Origin of the sequence: Asticcacaulis sp. AC402, assembly GCF_000495835.1 — a bacterium.
Taxonomy (GTDB): Bacteria; Pseudomonadota; Alphaproteobacteria; order Caulobacterales; family Caulobacteraceae; genus Asticcacaulis.
Genome location: NZ_AWGC01000018.1, coordinates 123597 through 149174 on the forward strand (window position 1 = coordinate 123597; position 25578 = coordinate 149174).

At 59.4% G+C, this 25578-nt stretch carries 26 protein-coding genes; 12 read left to right on the forward strand and 14 right to left on the reverse strand.

Annotation, left to right across the window (positions count from 1 at the left end; translation table 11 throughout):
* Positions 1–18: 18 nt before the first annotated feature.
* The 6 genes from brxC to ABAC402_RS40245 all read right to left on the reverse strand — a co-directional run bounded on the left by brxC (position 19) and on the right by ABAC402_RS40245 (position 6326).
* Positions 19–3552 carry a BREX system P-loop protein BrxC gene (brxC, locus tag ABAC402_RS31845; RefSeq protein WP_023449856.1) on the reverse strand — a complete coding sequence of 1178 codons (3534 nt, stop codon included), beginning with the start codon at positions 3550–3552 and terminating at the stop codon, positions 19–21.
* Between the two features lie 7 nt (positions 3553–3559).
* Entirely contained in the window at positions 3560–4162 is a 603-nt protein-coding gene (locus ABAC402_RS31850) for a DUF1788 domain-containing protein (protein WP_023449857.1), read from the reverse strand.
* Positions 4159–4773, reverse strand: a complete 615-nt coding sequence (locus tag ABAC402_RS31855) for a DUF1819 family protein (protein ID WP_031235657.1) — start codon at positions 4771–4773, stop codon at positions 4159–4161. The genes ABAC402_RS31850 and ABAC402_RS31855 overlap by 4 nt, the downstream gene beginning before the upstream one ends.
* A 370-nt stretch (positions 4774–5143) precedes the next feature.
* Positions 5144–5437 (reverse strand): type II toxin-antitoxin system RelE/ParE family toxin, encoded by a 294-nt coding sequence (locus tag ABAC402_RS31860; RefSeq protein ID WP_023449859.1) that lies wholly within the window; start codon positions 5435–5437, stop codon positions 5144–5146.
* Positions 5434–5712, reverse strand: coding sequence for a type II toxin-antitoxin system ParD family antitoxin (locus ABAC402_RS31865; RefSeq protein ID WP_023449860.1), 279 nt, complete (start codon positions 5710–5712; stop codon positions 5434–5436). Before ABAC402_RS31865 ends, ABAC402_RS31860 begins: the two co-directional genes overlap by 4 nt.
* A gap of 476 nt (positions 5713–6188) precedes the next feature.
* Positions 6189–6326: a hypothetical protein gene (locus ABAC402_RS40245; RefSeq protein WP_023449861.1), complete on the reverse strand. Its 138-nt coding sequence runs from the start codon at positions 6324–6326 to the stop codon at positions 6189–6191.
* Between the two features lie 119 nt (positions 6327–6445).
* Between ABAC402_RS40245 and ABAC402_RS31870 the strand changes: the two genes are divergently transcribed.
* The 11 genes from ABAC402_RS31870 (at position 6446) to ABAC402_RS40255 (ending at position 19000) form a co-directional block, all read left to right on the forward strand.
* Entirely contained in the window at positions 6446–7141 is a 696-nt protein-coding gene (locus ABAC402_RS31870) for a DUF6088 family protein (RefSeq protein ID WP_031235659.1), read from the forward strand.
* The gene (locus ABAC402_RS31875; protein ID WP_023449863.1) at positions 7131–8234 is read left to right on the forward strand and encodes a nucleotidyl transferase AbiEii/AbiGii toxin family protein; all 1104 of its coding nucleotides are present in this window, start codon (positions 7131–7133) and stop codon (positions 8232–8234) included. The genes ABAC402_RS31870 and ABAC402_RS31875 overlap by 11 nt, the downstream gene beginning before the upstream one ends.
* 793 nt (positions 8235–9027) lie before the next feature.
* The gene (locus ABAC402_RS31880) at positions 9028–10464 is read left to right on the forward strand and encodes a DUF6880 family protein (protein ID WP_023449864.1); all 1437 of its coding nucleotides are present in this window, start codon (positions 9028–9030) and stop codon (positions 10462–10464) included.
* 421 nt (positions 10465–10885) lie between these two features.
* On the forward strand, positions 10886–11644 hold the full coding sequence (locus ABAC402_RS31885) for a YafY family protein (RefSeq protein ID WP_023449865.1): 759 nt from the start codon (positions 10886–10888) through the stop codon (positions 11642–11644).
* A 130-nt stretch (positions 11645–11774) separates the two neighbouring features.
* The gene (locus tag ABAC402_RS31890; protein ID WP_023449866.1) at positions 11775–12185 is read left to right on the forward strand and encodes a DUF3617 family protein; all 411 of its coding nucleotides are present in this window, start codon (positions 11775–11777) and stop codon (positions 12183–12185) included.
* A 335-nt stretch (positions 12186–12520) separates the two neighbouring features.
* Entirely contained in the window at positions 12521–14680 is a 2160-nt protein-coding gene (locus tag ABAC402_RS40250; protein WP_155847392.1) for a glycosyl hydrolase family 28-related protein, read from the forward strand.
* A 141-nt stretch (positions 14681–14821) separates the two neighbouring features.
* A complete protein-coding gene (ung, locus tag ABAC402_RS31895; protein WP_023449868.1) occupies positions 14822–15517 on the forward strand; it encodes a uracil-DNA glycosylase in 696 nt (231 codons plus the stop codon).
* A 115-nt stretch (positions 15518–15632) separates the two neighbouring features.
* Positions 15633–16226 (forward strand): DUF3617 family protein, encoded by a 594-nt coding sequence (locus ABAC402_RS0120320; protein ID WP_023449869.1) that lies wholly within the window; start codon positions 15633–15635, stop codon positions 16224–16226.
* A gap of 7 nt (positions 16227–16233) precedes the next feature.
* Positions 16234–17037, forward strand: a complete 804-nt coding sequence (locus ABAC402_RS31900) for a PhzF family phenazine biosynthesis protein (RefSeq protein ID WP_023449870.1) — start codon at positions 16234–16236, stop codon at positions 17035–17037.
* A 304-nt stretch (positions 17038–17341) separates the two neighbouring features.
* Complete coding sequence (locus ABAC402_RS31905) at positions 17342–18238, forward strand: DUF1080 domain-containing protein (RefSeq protein ID WP_023449871.1); 897 nt, start codon at positions 17342–17344, stop codon at positions 18236–18238.
* A 48-nt stretch (positions 18239–18286) separates the two neighbouring features.
* A complete protein-coding gene (locus ABAC402_RS40255; RefSeq protein ID WP_155847393.1) occupies positions 18287–19000 on the forward strand; it encodes a hypothetical protein in 714 nt (237 codons plus the stop codon).
* Positions 19001–19013: 13 nt separating this feature from the next.
* On the opposite strand, the gene ABAC402_RS31910 is transcribed toward ABAC402_RS40255, so the two are convergent.
* On the reverse strand, positions 19014–19460 hold the full coding sequence (locus tag ABAC402_RS31910) for a MarR family winged helix-turn-helix transcriptional regulator (protein ID WP_023449872.1): 447 nt from the start codon (positions 19458–19460) through the stop codon (positions 19014–19016).
* A 90-nt stretch (positions 19461–19550) separates the two neighbouring features.
* On the opposite strand from ABAC402_RS31910, the gene ABAC402_RS31915 reads away from it, so the two are divergent.
* The gene (locus ABAC402_RS31915) at positions 19551–19973 is read left to right on the forward strand and encodes an organic hydroperoxide resistance protein (RefSeq protein ID WP_023449873.1); all 423 of its coding nucleotides are present in this window, start codon (positions 19551–19553) and stop codon (positions 19971–19973) included.
* 42 nt (positions 19974–20015) lie between these two features.
* Here ABAC402_RS31915 and ABAC402_RS31920 read toward each other — a convergent pair whose 3' ends face one another.
* From ABAC402_RS31920 to ABAC402_RS31945, 7 genes are all read right to left on the reverse strand, one after another.
* Entirely contained in the window at positions 20016–20291 is a 276-nt protein-coding gene (locus ABAC402_RS31920; protein ID WP_023449874.1) for a hypothetical protein, read from the reverse strand.
* A gap of 275 nt (positions 20292–20566) precedes the next feature.
* A complete protein-coding gene (locus ABAC402_RS31925; RefSeq protein ID WP_023449875.1) occupies positions 20567–20950 on the reverse strand; it encodes a type II toxin-antitoxin system death-on-curing family toxin in 384 nt (127 codons plus the stop codon).
* Position 20951: 1 nt separating this feature from the next.
* Positions 20952–21173: an AbrB/MazE/SpoVT family DNA-binding domain-containing protein gene (locus tag ABAC402_RS31930; protein WP_023449876.1), complete on the reverse strand. Its 222-nt coding sequence runs from the start codon at positions 21171–21173 to the stop codon at positions 20952–20954.
* A gap of 251 nt (positions 21174–21424) precedes the next feature.
* Positions 21425–21796 carry a hypothetical protein gene (locus ABAC402_RS31935; RefSeq protein WP_155847394.1) on the reverse strand — a complete coding sequence of 124 codons (372 nt, stop codon included), beginning with the start codon at positions 21794–21796 and terminating at the stop codon, positions 21425–21427.
* 758 nt (positions 21797–22554) lie between these two features.
* Positions 22555–23190 (reverse strand): hypothetical protein, encoded by a 636-nt coding sequence (locus ABAC402_RS0120325; RefSeq protein WP_023449878.1) that lies wholly within the window; start codon positions 23188–23190, stop codon positions 22555–22557.
* Entirely contained in the window at positions 23187–24533 is a 1347-nt protein-coding gene (locus ABAC402_RS31940) for a HAMP domain-containing sensor histidine kinase (protein WP_023449879.1), read from the reverse strand. The genes ABAC402_RS0120325 and ABAC402_RS31940 overlap by 4 nt, the downstream gene beginning before the upstream one ends.
* A gap of 112 nt (positions 24534–24645) precedes the next feature.
* A complete protein-coding gene (locus tag ABAC402_RS31945; RefSeq protein WP_023449880.1) occupies positions 24646–25353 on the reverse strand; it encodes a response regulator transcription factor in 708 nt (235 codons plus the stop codon).
* Positions 25354–25578 lie beyond the last annotated feature (225 nt).

The window sequence follows — 25578 nt, forward strand, 5'->3', positions numbered from 1 at the left end:
GAGCGGCCCCGGGGCCAATTAAACGGAGATCTTCTTGCCGGCGGAAAGTTCACTCACCAGGGTTTGCTTCAGGCGCACCAGATAGGCGTCGACATCGGCTTCGTCCGCCAGCACGGCCTTTTCGAATTTCACGCGCACCGACGACATCGAAACGATTATAGGTGCCGCTGCCGGTGCGGCGACAAAAGGGGTCGCGCGGGGCTCGGCTACGCCGGCGCCCGCGGACTCTGTTGGTGGGGATGGCGGCGGCGCTTCCAGCAGACCCAGAAGGCTGTTGTAGGTGATGTCGCGAAAGTTGGATGTCCGTTCGCGTATGACCGCCACGAGCCTGGCCTGCTGGATCTCGCGGGCCGCATCACCAAAGGCCCGATCTATCCGCGATCTGACCGTCTCATCGGCGGACAGGAAGGCCTCCTGGTCTGCGATCTTCGAGCGCATGTCGGCAATATCCGAGGTTGCCGTATCGCGTTCTCGCTTTAGCAGCGTTTCCAGAGCAATTTTCAGGTCGTCCAAACTGCCCTTTATCTGTTGGACCGCAGAACCCTTATAGCAATCTTTATCGTCAAGAACGCCTGTGATCGCCGCCGCCGCGTCCGACAATCCATAGCCCAGATTGGCCTGGTTTTCGGACAGGAAATGGCGGGCATCGTCGTAAATGGCCCGCTGTGGCCCGTTCATAAATCTGCGGATGGGGTCAATGACCTTGTCCTTGAGATCGAACAGCGTATCGGCCATTTTCGGCAGGTCGGTGATGTACCAGGCATAGGACTTCTTCAAAGTGTCGTTGATCGGGGCGTCGAAGCCCGCCAGACTTTCGAGGAATGGATAGGCCTTGATATCATGCCGCCAGGCCTTGATTTCGCTCGCCAGCCGGTCGAATGCCTCCGACGTTTCGCTGCCCAGGGTCTTGGCTTCCGTGCTGTCCACGGGCTGGTCGAAAAAGTCGCGATAAAATTCACGCAGCGCTTTGATCTGACCTGCGGTGAACTCCAGTTGGAGATCCAGAACCAAATTGGAATGGTTGATCGTGTTGCGCAGGCGCTTTTCCAGATCATCGTTTTCCAGTACAGCGCCATCGAGCTTCGCCTCGATTTTTCCGCGACTTACGAGCCTGGCAATCGTAGCAAGAATGGCCCACATCGACCAGCCATAGGGTTTCTTTTCAAAGCGTTCGAGGACGACTTTCACCGTGGTGCGAAGGCCTTGGCGCCCATTCAATTGCGCAAAATTCAGGACGTCTTGTTCAGGCTCGGTCAGGCTGGTGCCAACTTCGTCGAACATGCCATCATTGCCGCGTCGTAACGTCGCTGCAATGTCCTGTTCCTTGTAATCCACACCCTGCAACATTGGGAGATTGGTATAAATCTTGTCGACCAGCGTCTGAAACGCGCGCTCGATTCGGACCTGGGGGTCTTCTGCGCGGATATCCAGCGGCTCTCCGCGCACGATAAGGCCGGCCTCGGACAGCATGGCCCGGCACTTTGTCGTAAGTTCCTTAAGCCGCGCGCCGTTCTGGTCCGCCTTGTCACGAATGATCCGTTCGACGGCCTCGCGCTGCCCGCTTTGGCGAGCCTGACGGACATATTTCTCAGTCTTCTTGTACATCAGAAGATCGTCAACGAACCGTTTGTCCGACGGCATGACCACGGCCAACTCAGCGCGGCTCATGCTCTCCATCGCGATTGCCTGAAGGTTGGCGGCGTGAGGATGAAAGGGCGTTATGACATTGATGGAGAGTTCCTGGTCGCGGCCGCACAGACGATCATCCAGCAAACGGCCATACGAAAACTCCTGCGACGATGCCTCATGCCTGATCTTTCGGTTCTTGAGCACGCCATCGAATATAAGTTCTTCCAACTGTCTGGATACTTCGGAGCTGTCCACGCTGACCGTCTTGATGTCCTGCTCGACGTCCTTTTCTTCGTCGGTCAAGAACTCAAAATATTGTCCGTTGCGCTGGATGTAGGTTTGACCTTCCAAGAGGGCGAGTGCGTCCTCAACCCGGCGCCGATGTTTCGCCTGGTCGAGGTCGAATTCGTCCAACATGAGGATAGCGACGTTCCGGACCGTCGGCTTGAAGGCCTTGACGTATTTGACAAGGAACAGAGCCTTGAGCACGCGTGTGGCAAAGGGACTATCGAGATTGCGCTCTGCCAGAAGGATCGACTGCTGTACACTTGATTTCAGCGCCGTCCGAATACCTTCGAACATTTGGTCAAACGACGAGATGGCGCCAATCTCGATATCGGCCAGGCGCTTCGCGACATCCTGGAACACGCCCAGCATCGAACGTTCGCCGACCGAGCTATGTTTGCCTTCGAAGGCGTTTTGCTGAGACAGGTTCTGGATCGACTGCTGAAACAGCTCGTACTGATAGGGGATAAACGGATAGCTTTGGACAAAGTGCTCTTCGTCCTTGAAATTTTTGAGCTTTACTGAGCCGTCCGTGAAGTCGAAAAGTGTTTTTAGATTTCCCTGTTCACGCTGATAGAGGCTCGACAGGATGTCCACACCGGCCGATGTTTTCTTCAGCAGGCGTCGCTGGATGACCTCGGCCACATCGGCGCTGTTGAGCGGCATCCGGTTCGCGAAACGCGCTTGGATTTTAGAGAAGTCATTCGCTTGGTTTTGGTTCATCTCTCCAATGACCGAGCCCATGTCCTGTTGGGCCGTGACGATGATCCATGCCTGGCCACGACATTTCGTGTTCAGGCTTTCCGCAATGGTCTGCAGGTTGGTCATCAGTTTCACATTGTCGGCGATGTATTGGCCGACTTCGTCGACAAAGAAGTTGAGGCGAAAGCCCTTGGCCTGGGTTGCAATATAGGCGCCAACCTTTTCCGCAAAATCCTCGATCGATGAGCGGAAATCCTGACGATATTTGGACAGCAAGCCTTGCGCTTCGGCTGTGTCAGTGTTTGACGCTTCGGCATAAGCCTTGGCAATGCTCAGGCCCTCAAGCAACGCTTGTTCCCGGCCGCGATCCCAGGTTTTGCCGGCAATGCGGGCATAGATATCACGGAATTTAACCAGAAGGCCGCGGCTATCCAGATCGCGTTCGAACTGAGCGATATGGGGCTGCTTGCCGTAATAGCCGCACATGTCGTCGAAGACTTTTTGGAATACCGACAGCAGGGCGTCGACGTCCTGTTTGGAAATCACGTCGGCTTTCTGGTCGATATTGAACAGAATGCTTTGTGATGGCTGCGACACCGCCTTGGTCAGCTCCGCCTGCAGCATAGCGTTGTCGCCCAGTTTTGGTAGGAACAGGTCAAGCGCGCGGGTGCCGTCGACGTCGCGGTTTTCCAGAAGCATAGCCAGCATTTTCAGCAGGTGGGACTTGCCTGAACCGAAAAAGCCCGAAATCCAGACACCGTTGGCGGTCTGATAGTGGTTGTAGGCGTGGAGGAACTTATCGAGCTGTGTCTCGATCTCCTTGGTAATGACGTACTCTTCGATCTCTATACGCAGGCTGGCATCATCATCAGCCTTGATAACGCCCTCGATCGCACGGTCGACAGGCTTTTCGAAAATCTCTCTCAGCTTCGCCATGTTCCCCTCAGACCTCGTAGTGTTCTATGTTGAATGCGCGGTAATATTTGTCATCGGATTGCGTGCCGAACAGCACAAGCTCGGCGCCGGACGCCAGGCTGTGCGTATAGCTGCCCGGGAAAAACATCACGGTCGGCTTATCCTTTGCTGTACTTTGCAGATTGTTCAGCACGTTGTGCGAACGGATGTAGGGAAAGACTTCACCAATACCCGTAAGAAACAGAACGTCATGGGCTTCGGATGCCAGCCGCCTGGCAATTGTCGGTATGAGGTGGTCGTTCGTGTCAAGCACGCCCTGCAAAAGCTCCAGAAGCTCGCCTTTGTCGATTGACGGTTCCTGTTCGAGGATCTGCTCCCAAATGCCTCGATCCTGAAGAAGGGAAAGGCTCAGGTCGTAAAGGTTGATATCCAGCACGGTGATGCCGCCATGGCCAAGCTGGCGGCGGACATTGCGTGCAACGTCATCCATCTCGACGGCCTGATGTGGTGCGTAGGCGCAAATGAAAAACGGGATTTCATTATTAAGGCCGCGCATTTTCAGAAAGCGATCGCTGCCGACAACTTTCAGGAGGTGATCCTGCCAGGCCTTTGCTGTTTTCGTTCCTTTCACGGCAAAACCCCTTTTGCCAATCTCTCACCACCCGGAAAGATTGATATTTCGTCTTTGTTGCATGTAACGACATATCTAACAAAACGGGAAGACAACAGAGCTGACTGAATGCGATTATCCTCAGATAAGATTTCAGCCTCGCGCATCATCCTGAACAGAACCGCTCTAAGTTTCAGCCGAGTTGACGTCGTAATCTTAGCGAGTTCGGGCGCCCATTCGGCTTTGCGTTCGTAGAAGGCGTCAAAATCACCATAGGTGATCTCGTATCGGCCCGTCAAAAAGCGGTCAGACAGAATTTGAACAGAAAACTCGCGGATGAACCGGTAAGCGCGACAGGCTGCCAACCAGAGGAATGCCAACTGATCAGCGCGCTCAGCTTCGCAGAAAAACACAATCTCATCGTCGGAAAGCTGACGAAGGCGATTCGTTATCTCCCTTATGGTGCGGCGAGCTGAGTTTTCTTTGCGAACGGGGAAGGCCCCGAACTGAACCGCATCACCTATCAAGTCGTCCCAGGCGGTACCTGGAGAATAAAGGCGCGCAACAGCGACACTTTCATTGAGGTATAGTCCCCCCGTGGTGAACGACATTAAATATTTCGCTACGGACATAAGTCGGCTGTCTACAAGTTGATCTGTGATTGCGGGATGGCTGTCTCCAGTGCATCGCGGGTTATCGCCACGATAGGCTGTGTGCGAGGGTTCTGGAATTCGAAAATCTCTAGTAGACCGAGTCGTTTCAAAACGCAGAAAGGCAAAGCGTACCGCACGCTTGATGTGGGCACGCCTTCTGCCATCCCGAAGGCCAGCTCAACGACTTTTTAGTGCTGGCCGCCATCCCCTGGCCCAAAACACAGACAAGGGCAGGGCGAACAAGCGATCGCCAAAGCTGAGCGGTTGGTCGCCGACATAAAGAATGATGCCGAGCGTCGTCCAGCGTTTGCCGGGGGCCACCGAGGTCGCCCCTCAGGCTCGCCGCCCCTCACCCGATCGCGTTCACTTCGTTCCGCTCTCGTCCTCTCCCCTCAAGAGGGGAGAGGGAAAGGAAAAGCGGGGACGCGTCGTGTTTTGCAGTCGAGCCTGCTGCCATTCCCTGGCCCAAAGCACAGACAAGGGCAGGGCGTCCAAGGCGCGGCGACTCCGCCAGAAGCTCGAAGCAATGGGTCAGTTGTTCCTGGTAGATTTCCGCCTGGACGACGCCGAACTGTTCGATGCCAAAAATGAAAATGTCGAGCAGGTCGGTCTCGGCGCGCAGGCTGAGCCGATAACCGCTCACTCGGATTTTCCGGCGCGGGATTGAACGATCCGTTTGGCGTCTGCGAATATGTCATCGACGGTACGCGAACTGATGCCGCCGGCGCGCGCTTCGGCCACCAGGTGGCGAAGGTCCTCCAGAGTCATCTCTTGCCCGCGCCTGACTTCGCGACTGGCACGGTCGCGACGGACCAGATCGCGGACGTAGTCGCTGGAACTGGCGTACTCACCGTTTTGCGTCAGGGCCTCGATCCAGTCTTTCATTTGGTCGGGCAAGGATACCGTCATCGTCGCCATGGCTGCGTCTCCGTTGTAACCGGCATCTTAACACGGAGTAAGAAAAATTCACAAATATTCTTAAGTCGCGCTTTGTCGGGTGCACCAGAGTGGGGCGGGGACGTGTTGCGGAGTGTCGAAGACAGTAAGTCGCCCCACCACCCTTCTTAGGCTTTCGCAGCGAGGCAGCCTCGAACGGTCCCCCGCCCCATCGAAGAGAGATGGGGAGGTATAGTACCAATGGCACGAAGAGGACCCCTCCGTCTCGACGCGCTCCGCCCTTCGGGCTCGCTTGCTCGCCACCTCCCCATTGAAGGGATGGGGAGGAGGAGACGTTAGGGCGTAACACGGTGACGTCACACGCAATGTCGAAGAAAGCAAGTTGCCCCTCAGCTTCCTGGCCCCTCACCCGATCGCGTTCACTTCGTTCCGCTCTCGTCCTCTCCCCTCAAGAGGGGAGAGGGAAAGGAAGAGCGGGGATGCGCCGTGTTTTCCAGTCAAGCCTGCTGCCATCCCTTGGCCCAAAACACGGACAAGGGCAGGGCGGACATGCGATCGCCAAAGCTGAGCGGCTGATCGCCGGGATGCAGAATGATGCCGACTGTCGTCCAGCTTTTGCCGGCCCCTTCGGACATGAAGCTTGGGGTGACGCACGTCCCGTCGGGCACTGACCAAAATTTATATATAATATTTGGTCAGTAACTTGTCAGTGACCAAAATATGTATATATTTTCTGGTCACTGGGAACCATGCCATGCCTGATCCAACTTCGGAAACAATGCAGAAAGTGGCCAACCGCATCGCTGCGGTGGCGCCCGCAGGTGTATGGTCAAAAGCCGATTTTCTAGACATAGCTTCTCCCTACGGGATCGAAAAGGCGCTGCAACGGCTAACCGACCAGGGAACGATCCGCCGGGTCCACCGTGGCCTCTATGACCAGCCGGCGACAAGCACATTAACAGGACAGATGGTTTTTCCGCCGCGTTCGGCCTTCATCGATGCCATCGCGCGGCGCGACAAATTACGCGTCATTGTCGATGGCATGACGGCCGCCAATGACCTTGGCCTGACGACGGCCGTTCCGGCACGCACCACGGTTCACGCCGATACGCACCCGCGCACGATCGAGATCGAGGCAAATTACGGAGACCCGAAGGCAACTGCGCCGGTCATCTACCGTCTCGACTTCAAACGCATTTCGGCCAGGACGGCCTTCTGGGCAGGGCATCCCGCGATGCGGATTATCCAGGCTCTTGACTGGTTCAAGGACGATCGAGCAACTGAACCGGCTTTGATCAATGGTATTGTTCGCTACCTCGATCGCTCGGCGCGCCGTGACGACATACTGGCCGATCTGCGCGAAAACCGCGCGGGCGTGCCGTCGTGGATGTATACGGTTATCGACATGATCATCCGCAAGTCCGAGCAAAAGGGCGACGATGCAGCGTAGATTCCTCGAGATTCTAAGTGCCGATATTGATACCCGCCGGGCCTTGTTCGAAACAACGGCAGCGAGGCTAAAGACGCGCGCTGAAAACATCGAGAAAGACCTCTATGTCTGCTGGATCCTGGACTTCCTGTTCAATCGCAGGCCGGACGATGGCGTCCGCCTTTATTTCAAGGGCGGAACCAGTCTGAGCAAGGCGTTTGGATTGATCCAAAGATTCTCTGAAGACATCGATATTGGCGTCTACAAGGCCGATATCAACGCCCCCCTGGAAGCTGAGATCGCCGCCCTGGCCTCAAACAACCAGCGTGACAGGGTCCTGCGTGAGCGCGTCGACGAAGCCGCGCGCGCCTACATTTCGGGGCCATTGAAAACCGCATTGGACGCCGAACTGGCCAACACTGCCGCGAAAATCGGCGACACTGACCACTTCTCGACGCGTTTCGACTTTGACGACTATCGCCAGACCGACGCGCTCGACATCCTCATCGTGACGTATAAGAGCGCATTTGATGCGAGCGATGGCTACGTCGTGCCGGCCGTACGGATTGAAGGTGGTGCCAGGCCCGATCCCGTTCCCGCCGAGCCACGGACAATTTTGCCCTATGTTGCGCCTGAAATGGGAAATCCGGAAGCCCTGGCGGTGCCGAACGTCACCACGGTGCGCCCTGAACGGACCTTCTGGGAAAAGGTCCTGATCCTTCATGCGATGGCCGAAACGACCTTAAAGCGCGCGGCTGCTGGGGACCCAGGCCGACGTGTGCCTGATCTCAATCGCTATTCACGGCATTACTACGACATCCACCAGATCTGGACTGCCGATGGATATGGTGAGGCAACCGCCGCTCTGGGCGAACTGGCTGAAGCGGCCCGCCAACACAAGATGCTGATGTTCCGAGCACCAGATCATGGCTATGAGCGCGCCGTCCCCGGCACCTACCGCTTGAGGCCAACGGAAGATATGCGGAGCCGTCTTCAACGCGACTACGCCCGAATGTCCGCCATGATCTTCGGCGAAGCGCCCAATTTCGAAACCGTGATGAGCAGCGTCGATGCCCTGGAAGACTTCGTAAATCGCGGTGCCTCAGATGGATAGCGCTTTCGTCGCATCAAATTACGACGGCTGCGGCCCACCTCGGGATGGGAAAAACAGGTACGTGATGCGGAATGTCGAATGTCTGTGCCATTCAAGACATCCATTCCTTTACCTAAAACGCAGACAAACGCAGGGCAAACAAGCGATCGCCAAAGCTGAGCTGCTGGTCGCAGGAGCTTTAGGGGGGGGGCAAGAATAAGGTTTTTGCCACGAACCTCACGAACAGACACGAACAAGACTAATGGGATCTCTCATGTTCGTGTCTGTTCGTGAGGTTCGTGGTTAGAAATCTGTCTTTCCCCAACCCAGCATGTGTCAAGAATTTCGCGGGCTGGTATAATGCCAACCAACGATGATGTTCACACATCGCAATAAACAGGACCCCTCCGTCTCGACGCGTTTCGCCACTGGCCTTCGGCCTGGCTCACTTGCTCGCCACCTCCCCATAGAAGAAATGGGGAGGAGAAGGAAGCAACACCGATGAGTCAGAGTCATCATTGGTTGGAATAAGCTCCTCCGGGCGCAGGCTGTTAAGGTCGCCCCAACCGTCAGGAAGGCCGCCTTCTGCGCGGCGAAGGCACGCTAATAGGTCGGACGGGCTTCGCCGCCGGCGACATAGGCTGCCAGGTTCGGAAAGTCGTCCAGCACGCCCGAAGACCATGTCTTCGTGGCGCACAGTCATCGCTCCGGCCGCCTGGCCGAAGCGCAAGAGGCCTTAGGTTTAGGATTTGGAGTCGACAGGCGCGGCCCAGGTGTTTTATCGCTTCGAGTCGCAACCAAAGGACACTGAACGATGGCGCGCAAACCTGCCTATTCGCTGGACGGCCTGCGTGAGCTGGGCGCCGACGCCCTGGCGCGGATCGTCTTCGAAGAAGCCGAACGCAACCCGCAGTTTCGCAAACAGGTCAAGGCGGCTCTGGCCGGGCAGCAGGGACCGGCGGCCGTGGCAAAGCTCATTGACCGGCGGCTGGGGGCGCTGGAAACTGCGCGCAGCTTCATCGACTGGAACAAGGCGCGCGCCTTCCGCGACGACCTGGCGACCACGGTGGCGACCATTGCCAGCCAATTGGGCGATATCGCACCCGCCATGGCGATTGACCGGTTGCTGCGTTTCGTCGCCACCCATGTGCCCGTCTTCGAACGGGTCGACGATTCCCACGGCCAGGTGCAGGACGTCTATGAGGACGCGATCGAGCACCTGGGGAACCTGGCGCAGAAACTGACGGCGGACGAAGCCGCCCTCCTGCCTGACCGGGTCATGGCCGCGCTGGGCGACACCTCGCACGGCTACCTGATCGGGACCGCCCGCGCCGTCGCCCCCCATGTCCCGCCGGCCGCGCTGCAGGCGTGGAGCGCCGACCTGCAGCAACGGCAAAAGGCGCAGGAGGCCAAGGACGAGGCCTCGAAAGACCGCTACGTCATCTCGAACGCCCGCCAATACCATGAGGTGCGCCAGATCATTGCCGACGCGCTCGGTGACCTGGACGCCTATGTTAGGCTTGAGGCCGAGAAACACCCCAACCTCCAGGACCCGATGGCGTTGGCGGAGCGTCTGTTGGCGGCGGGCCGGGCCGAAGCGGCGTTGGACTGGGTAAGGCGCGAAAGGCCCGTCAGCCGCTATGTTTCCTTTTCGGATGATGCCATGGCGCTGGCCGGGATGGCGCCCGATCGCGCCAGCCTGGAAGCGAAGATCCTGGACACGCTGGGGCGCAAACCCGAAGCGCAGGCGTTGCGGTGGAAGGCCTTCGCGGCGAACCTGGATGCCGATATCCTGCGGGACTATATCAAGGCCCTGCCGGACTTTGAGGACTTCGAAGCCCTGGACCGCGCCTTTGACCACGCCATGTCGTCGCCGCGACTCTATGCCGCCCTGATGCTGTTTCTGCGCTGGCCGCGCCGCGACCTGGCCGCGAACCTGGTCATACGGAACCGAACAAAGTGGGATGGCGGACAATACCATATCCTGCCGGGCGTCGCCGAAGCGCTGGAACACGAATATGCCCTGGCAGCGACGGTCCTGTACCGCGCCCTGCTGGACGATATTCTGGCCAAGGCCCGTTCGAAAGCCTATCCGTTCGCGGCCCGCTATCTCACAGCGCTGGACAGGTTGGCCCCGGATGTCGCGGAGTCAGAATGGTCGCCGAACGATCTTGAGTCGCATGTCGCCTACAGGGCCAAACTCAAGACGCAACACGGACGTAAGGTCGGCTTCTGGACGCTGGTGACGTGACGGCTCGTAAAGATCCGTCTCCACCTGTCAATTCGCGATGGCTTTCGCCGAAGAGCTCAAAAGGGCTGTAAGAATAAGGTTTTTACCACGAACCACACGAACAGACACGAACAAGACGAATGGGATCTCTCTCGTTCGTGTCTGTTCGTGACGTTCGTGGTCAGAAATCTGCCTTTCTTTACCCCCCGCTCCACCCTGTTTCAGGACTTTGGCAAACGTCGTTCAATTGTGCGCCTGCTGACAAAATTTGGCACTAGTGCTACTATAGCGAGATGGGGGATTGAGCCTGGCTCATGAACCCCTGCACAGCGGGCGCCAAAATCAGTACTGCGGCCGCCGCGCACGGTGGCGCGAGCCATGCGGCGCTTGAGCTAAAACATAGTGCAGCGTATCCCGGCCATCCCTTTTGCGGTTTCGAACCATGACGCGTGCCACCCGCCTTCTCGACCTGTTGCAACTGCTGCGCCGACATCGTTATCCGGTGGCCGGTGCCGAACTGGCGCGCGAGCTCGATATTTCGCTGCGTACGCTGTACCGCGACATTGCCGCCTTGCAGGCCCAGGGCGCCCATATCGAAGGCGAGCCGGGCGTCGGCTATGTGTTACGACCAGGCTATATGCTGCCGCCGCTGATGCTGTCGCAGGAAGAACTTGAGGCTCTGGTTCTGGGGACGCGCTGGGTCGCCGACCGGGCGGATGCCCGTCTGGGTGAGGCCGCGCACAACGCCCTGACCAAGATCGCCGCCGTCCTGCCCAAGGATATGAGCGACGATCTGGAATCGACCGGTTTGCTGGTGGCGCCGGCCTGGCCGCGCCACGAAAGCGCGATCGACCTGGGCGATATCCGCAGCGCCATCCGGGCCGAACAGTGCGTGTCCCTGAGGTATACTGACCTGAAGGGCGACACCACGGAGCGCACAGTCTGGCCGTTCGCCCTGGGCTTTTTCGACCATGTCCGGCTGCTGATCGGGTGGTGCGAGCTTCGTCAGGATTTCCGCAGCTTCCGCACCGACCGTATCAAGAGCTGGGACCTGACGGGTAAGCGCTACCCCAAGCGCCGCGCCGCGTTGCTGAAGGCATGGAAGGCGCACAAGGACGCCGAGGCATGCAACTGGCAGAGCCAAAATCCGGTTCTGTATAGTGACAATCCGATCCGGGTGCCGCCGCCAGCGCAATCGTGAGCTTGCCGCGGGCGTTAACTATGTTAAGTTGACGTTGTGATCACGCCCCCGGGTGTGTTCGAGGGACAGTGTGCGCGTCGATACGAGACCGCCAATCCTAGGGCGGCCGCCTTTTTCAGAGGATACGCCTATGTCCCAACTCCCGCGGCTCGCTGCCGCCTGCCTGCTGCTCAGCGCCGGTGGCCTGATGACAGCGTCGGAAATTTCGGCCCAGACCGGGCCGCAGCAATATGAAATCTCCATCGATACCAGCGTGAACGGCGCCGAGGTGGAAAACCGCATGACCTATATGTGCATGGGCGCGGCCCAGTTGAACCGGCCGATCGAGAAGTTGACGGGGCCACGCTGTCCGAACCAGACCTTCCAGCGCAGCGGCGACAGCGTGACCTGGACGGCCCAGTGCGCGGCAGCGAAAGGCGAGGGGCGGATCACCTTCTCGGGTGACGGCAAGTCCTTCAGCGGTGAGAGCACAGTGACCGCCGGCGGAAAGACAGTGCGCACCCAGGTCAAGGGCGAGGTCATCGACGCCTGCAGCCTTTGAGCGCTATCCGATAAAGTGTAGCGCCGTGCGATAAAGTGGACGCTACCGCCCGGGCGCTCCCGTTTTCAGAATAATTACGCGACAGAACAAAAACCTGGAGCCGCGCTTTGACGCCATCAAGACGCGTCGCGCGCCAGAGTCTAAGCTTAAGCAGCCATGGGTCAGCAGGGGCGGACCCGTGTTGCCGGCAGGCCACATATATCTGGGCACCGCCGGCGATTTCCTGGGCGGGAGGGCTTGCATGAGCAGGTGTTAACCATGTACGTTGTGCGGTGCAATATATGCATGCCGGACGATGTGGCCAGCTTGCGATGTCTTGAAAAGGATAGTGTCCGGTGCTCAAGCTTGACGCAGTTATGACCGCCCGCGCCGAACGCAGTCTGCTCGATACGTCCGACGCCGACGGTCGCCTTCCCGTCCTGGCGGCGCCCGCATCCGAGACAGGCTGGAACCTAGCCGAGGCCACCGTTCATTTCGAGCCCGTCGCGTTCGACGGCGCTCGTGTCGCCACTTCGCCCGGACGCTCGCCTGCCCCAGTGGCGGACCAGGCGGACCCGGTCGCTGAACAGGGCGTGCAAGCCAGCGGACTGATTTACGACGTCCTGGATTTCGGTGCGAAGGGCAACGGGGTTGCCAATGACACCAAGGCCATCCAGGCCGCAATCAATGCCGCCCATGCCGCCGGTGGTGGCAGCGTCTACCTGCCTGCCGGTCTCTATATTGTAACGGGCAATGACATCATGAATTCTACCGGCGCCCTGCGCCTGCTCAGTGATGTTACGATATACGGCGATGGCATGGGGGAGACGACGATCAAGGTCGCCGATGGTTGGAGCGGCAAGATCACCGGCATCATTCGCACGCCCTTCGCGGTACAGACCCACGATGTTGGGGTCCGCGACCTGACCCTTGATGGCAACCGCGCCAATACCAGCGGCAAGATCGACGGTTTCTTTACCGGCGTTGCGCCCGGCAATCCCGGCCAGGCGTACAACATCACGGTTGACGGCGTCGAGATCATGAACTGCGAGGGCTATGGCTTTGATCCGCACGAACAGACCGTCAACCTGACGGTGAGCAACAGCGTGTCGCATGGCAATGGACTGGACGGGTTTACCGCCGACTATCTGATCAACAGCACCTTCGTCAATTGTGTCGCCTATGATAATGGCCGCCATGGCTTCAATGTGGTCACCAGCACGCGTGATTTCACCATCGTAAACAGCGTTGCCTACGGCAATGGTGGCGCCGGCGTCACGGTCCAGCGCGGCAGCGAGGACATTACCTGGCCGACCCGCGTAGCGATTTCCGGCGGCGAATTCTATGACAACGCCAAGGGTGGTATTCTGGTTCAGATGGCCGATCACGTCACCATTGAGAATGCCAGCATCCACGACAACGACACCTACGGTATTCGCCTGTACGGCGCGACCCACACCCTGATTCAGAATAATTCCATCTTCAACAACTCCGATCTCGGCGACGCCAAGTACAGCGAGATCCAGATCCAGGCCTATAACGATACGGCCGGTTCGTCCGGCGACTACTATGAGTCCCTCTACAACACGGTTCGCAACAACACGATCTATGAGAACCAGGCGATTGGCGCCAGGAATGGTGTCAACGAAGTCAATGATGGCTCGGACTACACCACTGTTTATGGCAATACCATCCAGAACACCCGCGGTGCAGCTGTGGTGCTGACAGGCTCGAATTCCACGGTTCAAATGCCGCCGCCGGCCGATGGCATCTATCGCGGCAGCGACTATGCCGATGCCATCATCGGGACGGCTGCCCCTGAGACTTTTCTGGGCATCAAGGGCAACGATACCCTGGACGGCGGAGGTGGCAATGACACCTTCGACGGCGGGTCGGGCAATGACAGCCTGATTGGCCGCGACGGCGATGACCTGATGATGGGCGGTTCGGGCAATGACAGGTTGAGTGGCGGCAATGGCGTCAACTACCTCGACGGCAGTTCCGGCAATGATACCCTGACTGGCGGACAGAACGCCGATATTCTGAATGGTGGCACCGGCATTGATTCGATCGCCGGCGGGGGCGGGGCTGATGTTGTCTTTGGCGGCGACAGCAATGACACCATCAATGGCGGCGACGGCAATGATACTATTGATGCCGGCAAGGGCGCCGATATCATTCTGGGCGGTGCGGGCGACGACAGTATCAAGGGATCCACCGACAACGACACCCTCACGGGCGGTGCCGGCAATGATACCCTGACGGGCGGAAGTGAGTTTGACAGGTTCGTCTTCGATGTGGGCTGCGGTCAGGACACGCTGACCGACGTTCGCCATGGCACCGATCTGATCGTGGTTGCCTCGGCCATGGTTGGCGGCTCGATGTCGCAACTGCTGTCCAACATCACCTACAGCGGCGGCAATGCCTATATCGATTTCCACAATGGCGGCGATACGATCACCCTTTTGGGCGTTACCACCAATTCCCTGACCGCCAGTGATTTTCTGATCATTTAGAGCGGGATTTTACGTCTATCAAAACGCATCCAACCTTGATGCAGAGTCTGAAACCGTGCCGTGGCATGGGCCAACCGACCGCCATGAGACTGACTTCGTCGCGGGCTCTCCGTTTTTGCTTTCTTTGCGGGATCATGCGCCATGCCCGAAATCAGACTTGACGACAGTTGGAAAGCATCGCTGGCCGCTGAATTCGACAAGCCCTATATGACCGGGCTCAAGCAGTTCCTGCGCGAGGAACTGGCGGCCGGCAAGCGCATCTTCCCCAAGGGCAGCGAGTTTTTCCGCGCATTGGACCTGACGCCGGTGGACCGGGTGCGGGTGGTCATTCTGGGCCAGGACCCTTACCACGGCGAAGGCCAGGCCCACGGTCTGTGTTTTTCCGTCCAGCCGGGCGTGAAGGTTCCGCCGTCCCTGGTCAATATCTATAAGGAACTGCAGGCCGATCTCGGCATCCCACCGGCGCAGCATGGCTTTCTGGAGCACTGGGCCAAGCAGGGCGTGCTGCTGCTCAATGCCGTGCTGACGGTGCAGATGGGCGTGGCCAATGCCCACCAGGGCAAGGGGTGGGAGACTTTCACGGACGCGGTGATCCGCGCCGTCAACGACCAGCCTCATCCCGTGGTCTTTATCCTGTGGGGGGGCTACGCTCAGAAGAAGGCGGCCTTTGTCGATACCGGCAAACACCTGGTGCTGAAAGCGCCGCACCCGTCGCCGTTGTCGGCCTACACTGGCTTCTTTGGCAGCAAGCCGTTTTCGAAGACCAACGGGTTTCTGGAAGCGCAGGGGGTTACGCCGATCGACTGGCGCGTGCCGGACAATCCGGCGGAGATGTGAGATAGCTGGGTAACCCGCTCCGCCTGAGAGCGCAAAAACCCGACAGATGACCCCGAAAGCATTTGGTTCCTCTGCAGCTTGGCGCTAAGTTCGCGGTGACAGCAGGAGGATCGATATGTACAGGCTCAACCTCAGTATCTGCGTATGCGTCGCCGTGCTCGCCCTGGCGGCGTGCGGCAAGAAGGAGGCCGGTGACGGCGCCATGGGTGAATCGGCGGCGCCCGCTGATGCTCCCGCCGCCATGACCACGGGCAAAACCGCGGGCGTCACCGGCCCGGCCCTGAAGGCCGGGCTGTGGGAACTGAAGACCCAGATCGCCAAGATGCCCCAGTCGATCACCACCAAGATCTGCCTGGACGAGGCCCTTTCGACCAGCTTCACCACCAATGCCGGCCCGATGAAGCAGGGCAATACCAACTGTAGCGACCAGACAATCACTCATATCGGCAATGTCATCGACATGTCGGCGGTTTGCAAGGACGGCGCCCAGACGATCGACACCAAGGTCCGTATGGAGATGATGGGCGATACCGCCTATAAGCAGACCATCACCGCGACCTTCGATCCGGCGAAGGATGGCATGAAGGATGTATCAACCACGGTCGCCGGTAAATGGCTGGGCGCGTGCGGCGCCGACATGAAGCCCGGCGACATGGTCATGCCCGGCGGGATGAAGATCAATATGGCCGACGCCATGAAGGGCAAGTAAGCCCGTCATGCGTCAATTCCTCGTCGATGCGTTTGCCACGGGGCCGTTCAAGGGCGGCCCCGCGTGGGTGGTTGAGCCGCTTACCGACTGGCCCGATGACGCCTGGATGCAGGCGCTCGCTATGGAAAACAACCAGGCCGAAACGGCTTATCTGCGGCCGGCCGGAGAGGGTCGGTTCGACCTGCGCTGGTTTACGCCGGCCTGCGAAGTCAAGCTGTGTGGCCATGCTACCCTGGCTTCAGCCCATGTCCTGTTCGAGGACCTGGGGCATGACTCTGACCGGCTGGTGTTTTCGACCCTGTCGGGTGACCTGATCGTCACCCGGACGGACAGGGGCCTGGAAATGGACTTCCCGGCCTATGAACCCGTGGCGATCGCTATGCCGGACCTGGCGGCCGCCTTGGGTGCTGTGCCGACAGCCGTCTATGGCGGACCGGCCCTGATCGCCCTGTTTGACGACGAAGCGACGGTGCGCGGCCTGACGCCGGATCTGAAGGCCCTGCCGCTTTATGCCGGCAGCGTCTACAACGACCGCCACGTCGTGGTCACGGCGCTGGCCGATCCTTGGAAACCCTACGACGCCGTGTCGCGACTGTTCGCGCCCGACATGGGGATCGACGAGGATCCGGCGACCGGTTCCATGCACTGCATGCTGACGCCGCTCTATCACCGCCTGACGGGTAAGACGGTGGTCGACTTCTACCAGGCCCATCCCAAACGCGGCGCCGAGATCCAGGGTGAACTGGCCGGAAACCGTGTGCTGCTGCGCGGTCACGCCGTCACCGTGGTTCGTGCGGAACTTGTACTGTAATGCCAACCTACGAAATGGCTGACACATCGAAAGTAAGAGGACCCCTCCGCCTCGACGCGCTTCGCCCTTTGGGCTCGCTTGCTCGGCACCTCCCCATTTGAAATGGGGAGGAGAAGAAGCTATTGAACTTTTTCTTTTTTCTCCTCCCCATCTCTTCGATGGGTGCGGGGTGGCCCGTGCCATGGCGAGCAAGCGGAGATCGAAGATCGTAGCGCTGCCTGCCGGCGAGGCTCGAGACGGAGCGGCCCCTTCGGAAAGAAGGTCAAAGTCAAATTGGGGTGGTATAAAACCATAAGGATAAAACATGTTGAGAAGCGCGTTTCTGATCGGTCTGTGCCTGCTGGCCACGCCGGTTCTGGCTGAGGGCGTCTACACGCCCCAGACACTGGTCCTGAAAGACGTGCCGGTCGCCACCGGCCCCGCCGTCGAACTGTTCAACGGCAAGGATATCGATGCCTGGGACGCCTGGCTCGGCTATCCCGACCCGGCCCAGACCTATTCACCCGACCATGCCCCGTCGATCGGTCCGGCGGGCAAGGGCGATATCTTCAAGGTCGTGCAGGAAGACGGGGCGCCGGCTCTGTTCATTTCGGGCAAGACCTGGGGCAGCCTGGTCCACCAGGGCGACTACGGCAATTATCACCTGCGGCTGGAGTATAAATGGAGCGGCAAGCGCCATGCCCCGCGCCTGGACCTGCCGGAAAACAACGGCTTGCTGTACCATAGCCATGGCGAGCCGGGCGCGGTGTGGGGCACCTGGATGCGCTCAGCGGAGTTCGAGATCATGACAGGCTCGACCGGCATGATCGTGCCGGTTGGCGCCAATCTGAAGGCGACGACCACCGCCATGAAGGACCCGGCCATCATTGCGCCGGGCCACCGCTTTACCGTCGGCGCGCCGGAGTACACCACCATCGGCAACACGGCGGACTGGAATGTCGAGAATGCCCGCGACGCCGAAAAGCCGGTGGGTCAGTGGAACACACTCGACCTCTATGTCTTCGGCGACCGCGCCATCCACGTCGTCAATGGCGTGCCGGTCATGGAGGTGTGGAACCTGTGCGACACCGATGCGGCAGGCGTGTGCCAGCCCCTGACCCACGGCCGCATCCAGTTCCAGTCGGAGGGTGCGGAGACCTTCTTCCGGAATATCACCCTGGAACCGATCGACCGGCTGCCGACGATCGAGGTTGCTGACTAATTCTGACAGCATCAATCGTTAGGGGAATTTGAATAACAGGAGGACTACATGACGCACACTACGCAGGTTGGCCCAATTCCCCAATGGATCAAGGATCTCAGAGCTCCTGGCTATAAGAACGTTTTCGAGTTGGGCATAAATCCGTCCGTAATTTATGGGACAGAGCACCTGTGCGGCGACTGGAGCGGAGAGCTTCTTGTTCTTGCCAAGGATTTCGCTCCCTCAGATATAGTCGAAGATGTAATCCGGCGAGGTTATGCTTCGGATGTTGCATTTCGGCACAACGACGGAGACGGTAGATATGGCCGGACTGGGCTCAATACAAACAGAAACCTCATGCAATTTCTTTTTGGGAATTCGGGGAATCTGTCCGGAGAAAATTCGTCCACGTGCGGTGTGCTTTATGGAAATGCCTGTTTCTTTCTTAAGTCCGGCGGCGTGTCGGATAGTTTGAAAGATTTTTCGGTGGGACGTCCTGTGTTTGACGGCTCAATGAAAGTGGTCGACTACGTTTTGTCTCAAATGAAAAATGTAAAGGCTGTCGTGTGTCTGGGCGGCGATGCAAAAAGAATGTTATGGGGGAATCCCATGTTTGCGTCTCGTGACCCGCTAAATCTCAGTCGGAATGTTGGCAGTTCCATTCCTTTGTACCACGTACCTCATCCGGGAGCGCGAGCTTCTACGACGTCTTATGAAGACCACGTAAATTCCTGGTCTTTTGTGAAGCGAGATTCCGGCTTAAACTGGATAGCAATCGCTTAGTAGTTTGGCTACCTCACGCCTGCCGTAAAGTTCTTCCAAGCTCTTGAACATGTTCGCGAAGTTCGGTCAGACGGTTCAGGTCCATCCCAGAATGGCATAGCATGGCCGCGGGGATTCGCCGGGCCTGGTCACGCAGCGACTGTCCGAAATCGGTCAGATGGATGCGGGTAATCCGTTCGTCCTTGTCATCGCGGCCGCGCGTCAGAAAGCCGGCTTTTTCCATCCGCTTCAGCAAAGGCGTCAGGGTACCGGAATCGAGCTGGAGCGGCTGGGCCAGCTCGGTGACCGAACGCCCGTCGCGCTCCCACAACACCAGCATGACCAGGTACTGCGGGTAGGTCAGGCCGAGGGGCTCCAGCCACGGACGATAGGCCTGGGCAAAGGCATGGGCGGCCGAATAGACGGCGAAACAGATCTGGCTGTCGAGGCGCAGTTCGGGCGGGGAGGGGGTTCGGGTCATGCCGACAATTTAATTGCACACAATGCACTTGACAATAGATTGTGCACAATTAAGTTGTTCATCACCTATTTGACGCGAGGAGACTTACACATGACCCAAACCATCACCGCTGCCTACACCGCCCATGCCAGGGCTACCGGTGGCCGCGAAGGCACGGCCCAGAGCGGCAATCTCGATCTGAAGCTGTCGACGCCGAAGGAACTGGGCGGGGCCGGTGGCGACGGGACCAACCCGGAACAACTGTTTGCCATGGGTTACGCCGCCTGTTTCATCGGCGCGCTGAAGTTTGTCGGGGGCAGGGAAAAGGTTGCCGTGCCGGCGGACGCCAGCATTGACTCGTCAGTCGGTATCGGGCCTACGCCTACGGGTTTCGGTCTGGCCGTGACTCTGAAGATTTCGCTGCCAGGCCTGGATGGCGCCACGGCTGACCGACTGATTGCCGCCGCGCATCAGGTCTGTCCCTACTCCAACGCGACCCGCGGCAATATCAATGTGACACTGGTTCGGGCCTAGGTCTGTCAAGACGACCAGAGCCTTACCTCTGTCGGCTGGAGATCAGCCATAGACCTTAGGATATCCCGGCTGGCGGGCGGCACCATAGGGGCCGTAGCCCGCCCGGCCGGGATATCCGTGTGGCTGCGGGTAGGCGGGCCGGTCGCCGTAGCGATAGGTCGCTGGCAGGGCCGGGCTGTGCCAGCCATCCGCGCGCACGGACGCGGTCGCGTGCGTCATGCCGCCGTCTGCGGCGTCGGCTAACGGACGTTCGAACAGGTCGGCCTGGTCGGCAGACGGCAAGGGATGGGCCAAAATGGTGGGCTGAGGTCTGGACATGGACGCATCCGCAAGGCGTGACTGATTGATCGCTTATTGGACTGAGTCGCGCCGCTCGAGCAGGATGAGTTTTGATGGAATCAAAGCTCATCTCTAGAGCGGGATGAGTTTTGATGGAGTCAAAATCCCGCTCTAAGTTTTTGTTTTGTCGCGCAATTTATCCGAAAAGTGCGTCACACTTTATCGGATTGCGCTCTAAGGTCCTGCTTTGTCGCGCAATTTTTGCGAAATCGGGAGCGCCCGTGCGGGTGGTGCACACTTTGGCAGATTGCGCTTTAGAGCGGAACCACGTGATTGCGAATCCAGGACGCGAAGGCTTCGGCGCTTAACTCACCCTGCGCGACCACCATCAGCCCCAGGAAACAGGCCGTATCGTCGGCATTGAGCCGGTAGCCATTGAGCGTGAGGAACAGCTCGATCACCACGAGGGCGGTCGGCAGGTTGGCGACGTGAAAGGGCTGATCGTGGGCCAGGCCGTAACCATAACAGGCGGCCAGGGACGCCAGGTCGGTCGCCGAACTCATGTTCAGGACGTGGGCGCGCGCGTACAACATCTTCATCATGCTGACTTCGCGCAGGCCCGTACGGCCGCCGTGGTGGGCGCAGATTTCGTCGTGAACCGCCTGGATCACCCCGTCCTTGATCAGTTGGAACGGCATCTTATTTGTTCAGTTCGTTGACGACGTTTCGGCGCCGGCGCATCAACTCGCGCGCCGTGTTCATCTGCTCGGCGAACCCGGGGTCGTAGGGGACCAGGCGATAGCCATCCGGCGTGGCGGTAATGAAGATGCTGTCGCCCTTGTCCAGCTTCAGCCGCGTCAGGACTTCCTTAGGCATGATGATCCCCAGCGAATTGCCGATCTTGGTGACCTTCAGTTCCATGGCGCAGGCTTCCCTTCTGAGTAGTACGCGCGTTAGAACCCGTGAGGCGATACAAGTCAAGGCTTGGCGACGCCTATTTTGCGGATGCGGGAGGCCGGATTTTTATTCGTTGTCAGCAGACCGGAAAGCCGGGGTTATGGCATGTAAAACAACAGGGTTGCTGAGGGTGGATTGTATCTGACGTAAGGGGTCCGTAAAGCCATGGAGTCCCTGCGCGATGACAAAATCTCTGTATCAGAACATGAATGCCATCATCCGCACTTTTCCACCTGATCCAGCAGGGCATCGATGTCGGCTTTGAGAAGTTCATCCATCAGGGCGTCGGTCGGGGTCGGTGCATCGGCGTAAATCTCAATCAGCATTTCGCCAACCCTTATGGTCGAATCTGTCAACATTTCCAACTCTGCCAAGGCGTTCAGGGTTTCCTGATCTTCAGCCGTGGGATTGGTCATGCCTTCTCGAGCAAGGGTGATGGCTTCCTTCTCGCTGATACCTATCATCACCATGGTCTCACCAATGGCACGGCAGCGCATAGCCTCGGCATCTGTGCCCGCCAGGGCAGTGCCGGGAGGGATGGCGCCAAGCACCAGAACCGCCGCGGCGGCAACAGCAAATTTGATCATATCGAGGCCCCTTTTCGTGCCATTGCGTTGATAGTCGTATGGCCAGAAAGTCGCCATGTTTCAGTCACAAAGATGAGTCGGGGTGGCTGCGGCATCGCGCATTTCCCCATGCTACCCGGATCGCCGCGACAACACAACGGCAGGGGAAAGGCCTTGGTTTTGATGATTATGTCTGCGACAAGTTGCTGTTTTTACGTTGTATTTTCCGGTGAACTTCGCGTCTCTTCGTTTGTTGAACACAGGATACATCCGCGCGGCGCGATTGCAATACCCTGAACAGGGGTTACAGAATTTGTAATCCATCGCCAAACCAAGTGTGGTGTAAATGTGGCGAAAATCGACCTCATACCAAGCTTCATAAGGAACGATTCCTGGTATAATGACGCCGCACTTTGACTTTGACATTCTCTCCGCCAGGGGACCCCTCCGTCTCGAGCCTCGTCGGCAGGCAGCGCTACGATCTTCGATCTCCGCTTGCTCGCCATGGCACGGGCCACCCCGCTCCCCATCGAAGGAATGGTCAGGAGAAAAAAGAATATGTTCAATGGTTTCTTCTCCTCCCCATTTCAAATGGGGAGGTGCCGAGCAAGCGAGCCCAAAGGGCGCAGCGCTGCCTGCCGGCGAGGCTCGAGGCGGAGGGGTCTACCTACTGTCGATGTGTCAATCTTTTCGTTGATAGGTATAAGCCTGACCTCCGCGGTCCGTTGCCGAAGATGGCGAAGCCGGCATCAGACCTGACGGTCCCGTCGCGGCACGGCTCAGTTCAAGACGATGTAGAAATTCACCGTCACAGGGTTGTCGTTACGGACCTCGATCTCGTTCGCGCCGGTAAAGGTCGGAACCCAGCGGCAGCCGAGATTGCGCGTCGACGGTGCGACCGCGCAGACCGAAGCGCCCTCGTCGTCCCGGACTTCGAGGCTCAGGGGGGCGTCGTCGACCGGCACCAGGACGATTTCGGCACGCTGGCCGGCGCTGTAGGTCTGGCGCGTGCGGAAGGCGCCGTTGGCCGATACCTTGCCCGACCTGTATCCCGGGCCCAGGGTGCGGCCGCGGAAGGCTACCGCGGTCGTCGGCCGGGCACCCAAGGCCCTTGCCCGAGTTGCCCATTGCCGTGCCAGGTCGGGCGCCCCGTCTTCGGGCCTGGCGCCCATCAGGCTGAGCGCCTGGGCCTGAACCAGCAGGGCGTCGCCGTCGCCGCGTGCCTCGGCGGCCAGTCCGCGTTGCAGGATGTCGGCGACCGTATCGGCATCGCCGCGCATCCGGTCGAGGTCAAGGCTTTCGAGACGGCTTGCACCCGCCTGGGCCAGGTTGGCATCCGTCCCGGACACGGGGGCGCAGGCCATCAGCATGGAGGCGGCTACCACCGGTACGATCGACCCCCACCCCTTGATCAAGCTCCACTCTCCGGCGATATAATGAACTTCGCCCCCTTGCTTACCTTATCCGGGTGGGTGTCTACAACCCTGGCCGTGAGATTGTGACGGCCAGCGATGGCGGCGACCAGGGCCAGGCCCAGACCATGCCCTTTGGCGAGCGACATCCGGGCACGGTGATAGCGGTCGAAAACGCGAACCTTGTCGCCATCGGGAATGCCTGGACCGTCGTCCTCGACCGTAATCACCGGGCCGTGGCGAAGGGTGAGGTGCAGGGTTTTTCCAGCGGCGCCATCTTCGAGGGGCGCATATTTTATGGCGTTGTCGAGCAGGTTGACCATCAGCCGCGACATCTGCGTGATGTCAGCGCGAACCACGACGCCATCTTCGATGTCGGTGGTCAAGGTCATGCCGGCGTCTTCGGCGCTGGCCTCGTACAGGTCGCACAATTCACGCGCCAGGGCCGACAGGTCGACCTCGGCCAGGGCGCGCAGGTCACCGCGCTGTGCTTCTGCGGAGGCAATGTCGAGCAGGGAATCGAGCAGGCGCAGGGTAATACGCACCTGACCTTGCGCCTGCTGCAGGCTGGTTACCGCGTGGGGATCGTCGATCCGCGCCAGGGCGTCTTCCAGACGCTGGTTCAAGGCGGTGAGGGGGGTGCGGACCTCATGGGCGATATTGTCGCTGACGTCGCGCTGGGCCTTGAGCAGGCGTTCGACCCGGTCGAGCGTGAGGTTGACGTGGACGGACAAGGCGTCGAGATCGTCCGGGTGACGGGCGCCGACATCGGTGCGCGTCTTGAAATCGCCGTCGTGGAGCGAATCGAAGACGGCGTTTATCGCGCCGATCCGACGCCGAAGTTTGCGAGCGGCGAACTCGCCGACAAAGAAGGCGCTGGCGACGATCAACACCAGGGCGGCCAGGAAGAGCAGGCGGGTATTGCCAAGCGACTGCTCAGCCAGGGCCATGGATCGGCCGGCCATCAGCCTGACGCCGCCGCGCAGCTGGGTGACGCGGACAAGGATGGTTTCGCCGCCGCTGACGACGACACCGGCCTGCGACACGGCTGAGTCCAGCCTCGGCCATTGAGCGGCATCACCGACCAGGGCGCGGCCCTGGCGGTCGATGACGATATAGACCGGGCGCTCGCTGGCGGTCGGGGCCAGGTCCAGGCGCTCGCGCAGGCGCTGGCTAAGGCCGTCGGCCCCCTCGGCGCGGTAGATGTCGGACAGGCCGGCGATGTCGGTATCGATGGTCGCCTGCAGCGCGGCGCGCGACTGGTGCTGCAGGACGGCGTAGACAAGACCAAAAACCGCGGTGCACACCAGGGCTGTCGCCAGAGCCACGCGCAGGGCGATGGCCATGGCCAAAGATCTTGGGGCCAGAGATCTTGGGGCCAGAGATCTTGGGGCCAAAGCCTTGGAGCCCGAAGTCTTGGAGCCCAAAGCGGGCGCAGGCGCGGACCGGGAAGCTGCTTTACTCAAGACTCTGACTCTTTACTTTGGGGGCCATCAGCCGGAAACCCGCGCCACGCACGGTTTCCAGGCAGGGGGTGGCGAATTCGTCTTCCAGGCGATGGCGAAGGCGGCTCATATTGACGTCGATGACATTGGTCTGGGGGTCGAAGTTGAGGTGCCAGACCTCCTTCAGCATCATGTCGCGGGTGACGATATCGCCGGCATGCTCCATCAGCAGCTTCAGGATTTCGAATTCCTTGGGCGAAAGGGCCAGGTGGATGCCCTGACGGTGGGCGGTGCGCGACTTCACGTGCAGTTCGATATCGCCATACAGCAGCACGGCGCTGTGGACGTGGTTGCGCGACCGGCGCAACAGGGCGCGGACCCGGGCGGTCAGTTCATGGTCGTCGAAGGGCTTACCGAGATAGTCGTCGGCGCCACTTTCCAGGCCTTCGGAGCGGTTTTCCGACCGCGACAGGGCCGAGAGCATCAGGATCGGCGTCTCGATGCCGGCGCCGCGCAGGCGGGTCATGACGTCGATGCCGGAAATGTCGGGCAGCATGCGGTCCAGCACAATCAGATCAAAGGGGGTCATTCCGGCGGCGGCCAGGCCTTTCTGGCCGGTCTGCGCCCAGGTCACGGCAAAGCCTTCCTTGCGCAGGACCGACGAAATAATGTCGGCGTTGCTGGCTTCGTCCTCGATCAGCAGGATGGCAGTGTCGGTCATGAAATCCCCGGTTCAGGTTCCAGTGGTAACAGATGAGGTTGTCGTGCCGCAATTTACAAACACTGTGAGGTTTGGGTGAGTTTTATCTCTCCCTTTTTTTCTGCTGGGAGAGGACGAGAGCCGAGCGACGCGCGGGCGACGGCGCGGGGCGGCGAGCCTGAGGGGCTTTCTGATGACGATTATGCAGCGGAAGCTTATGTAATACCTATCAACGAAAAGATTGAC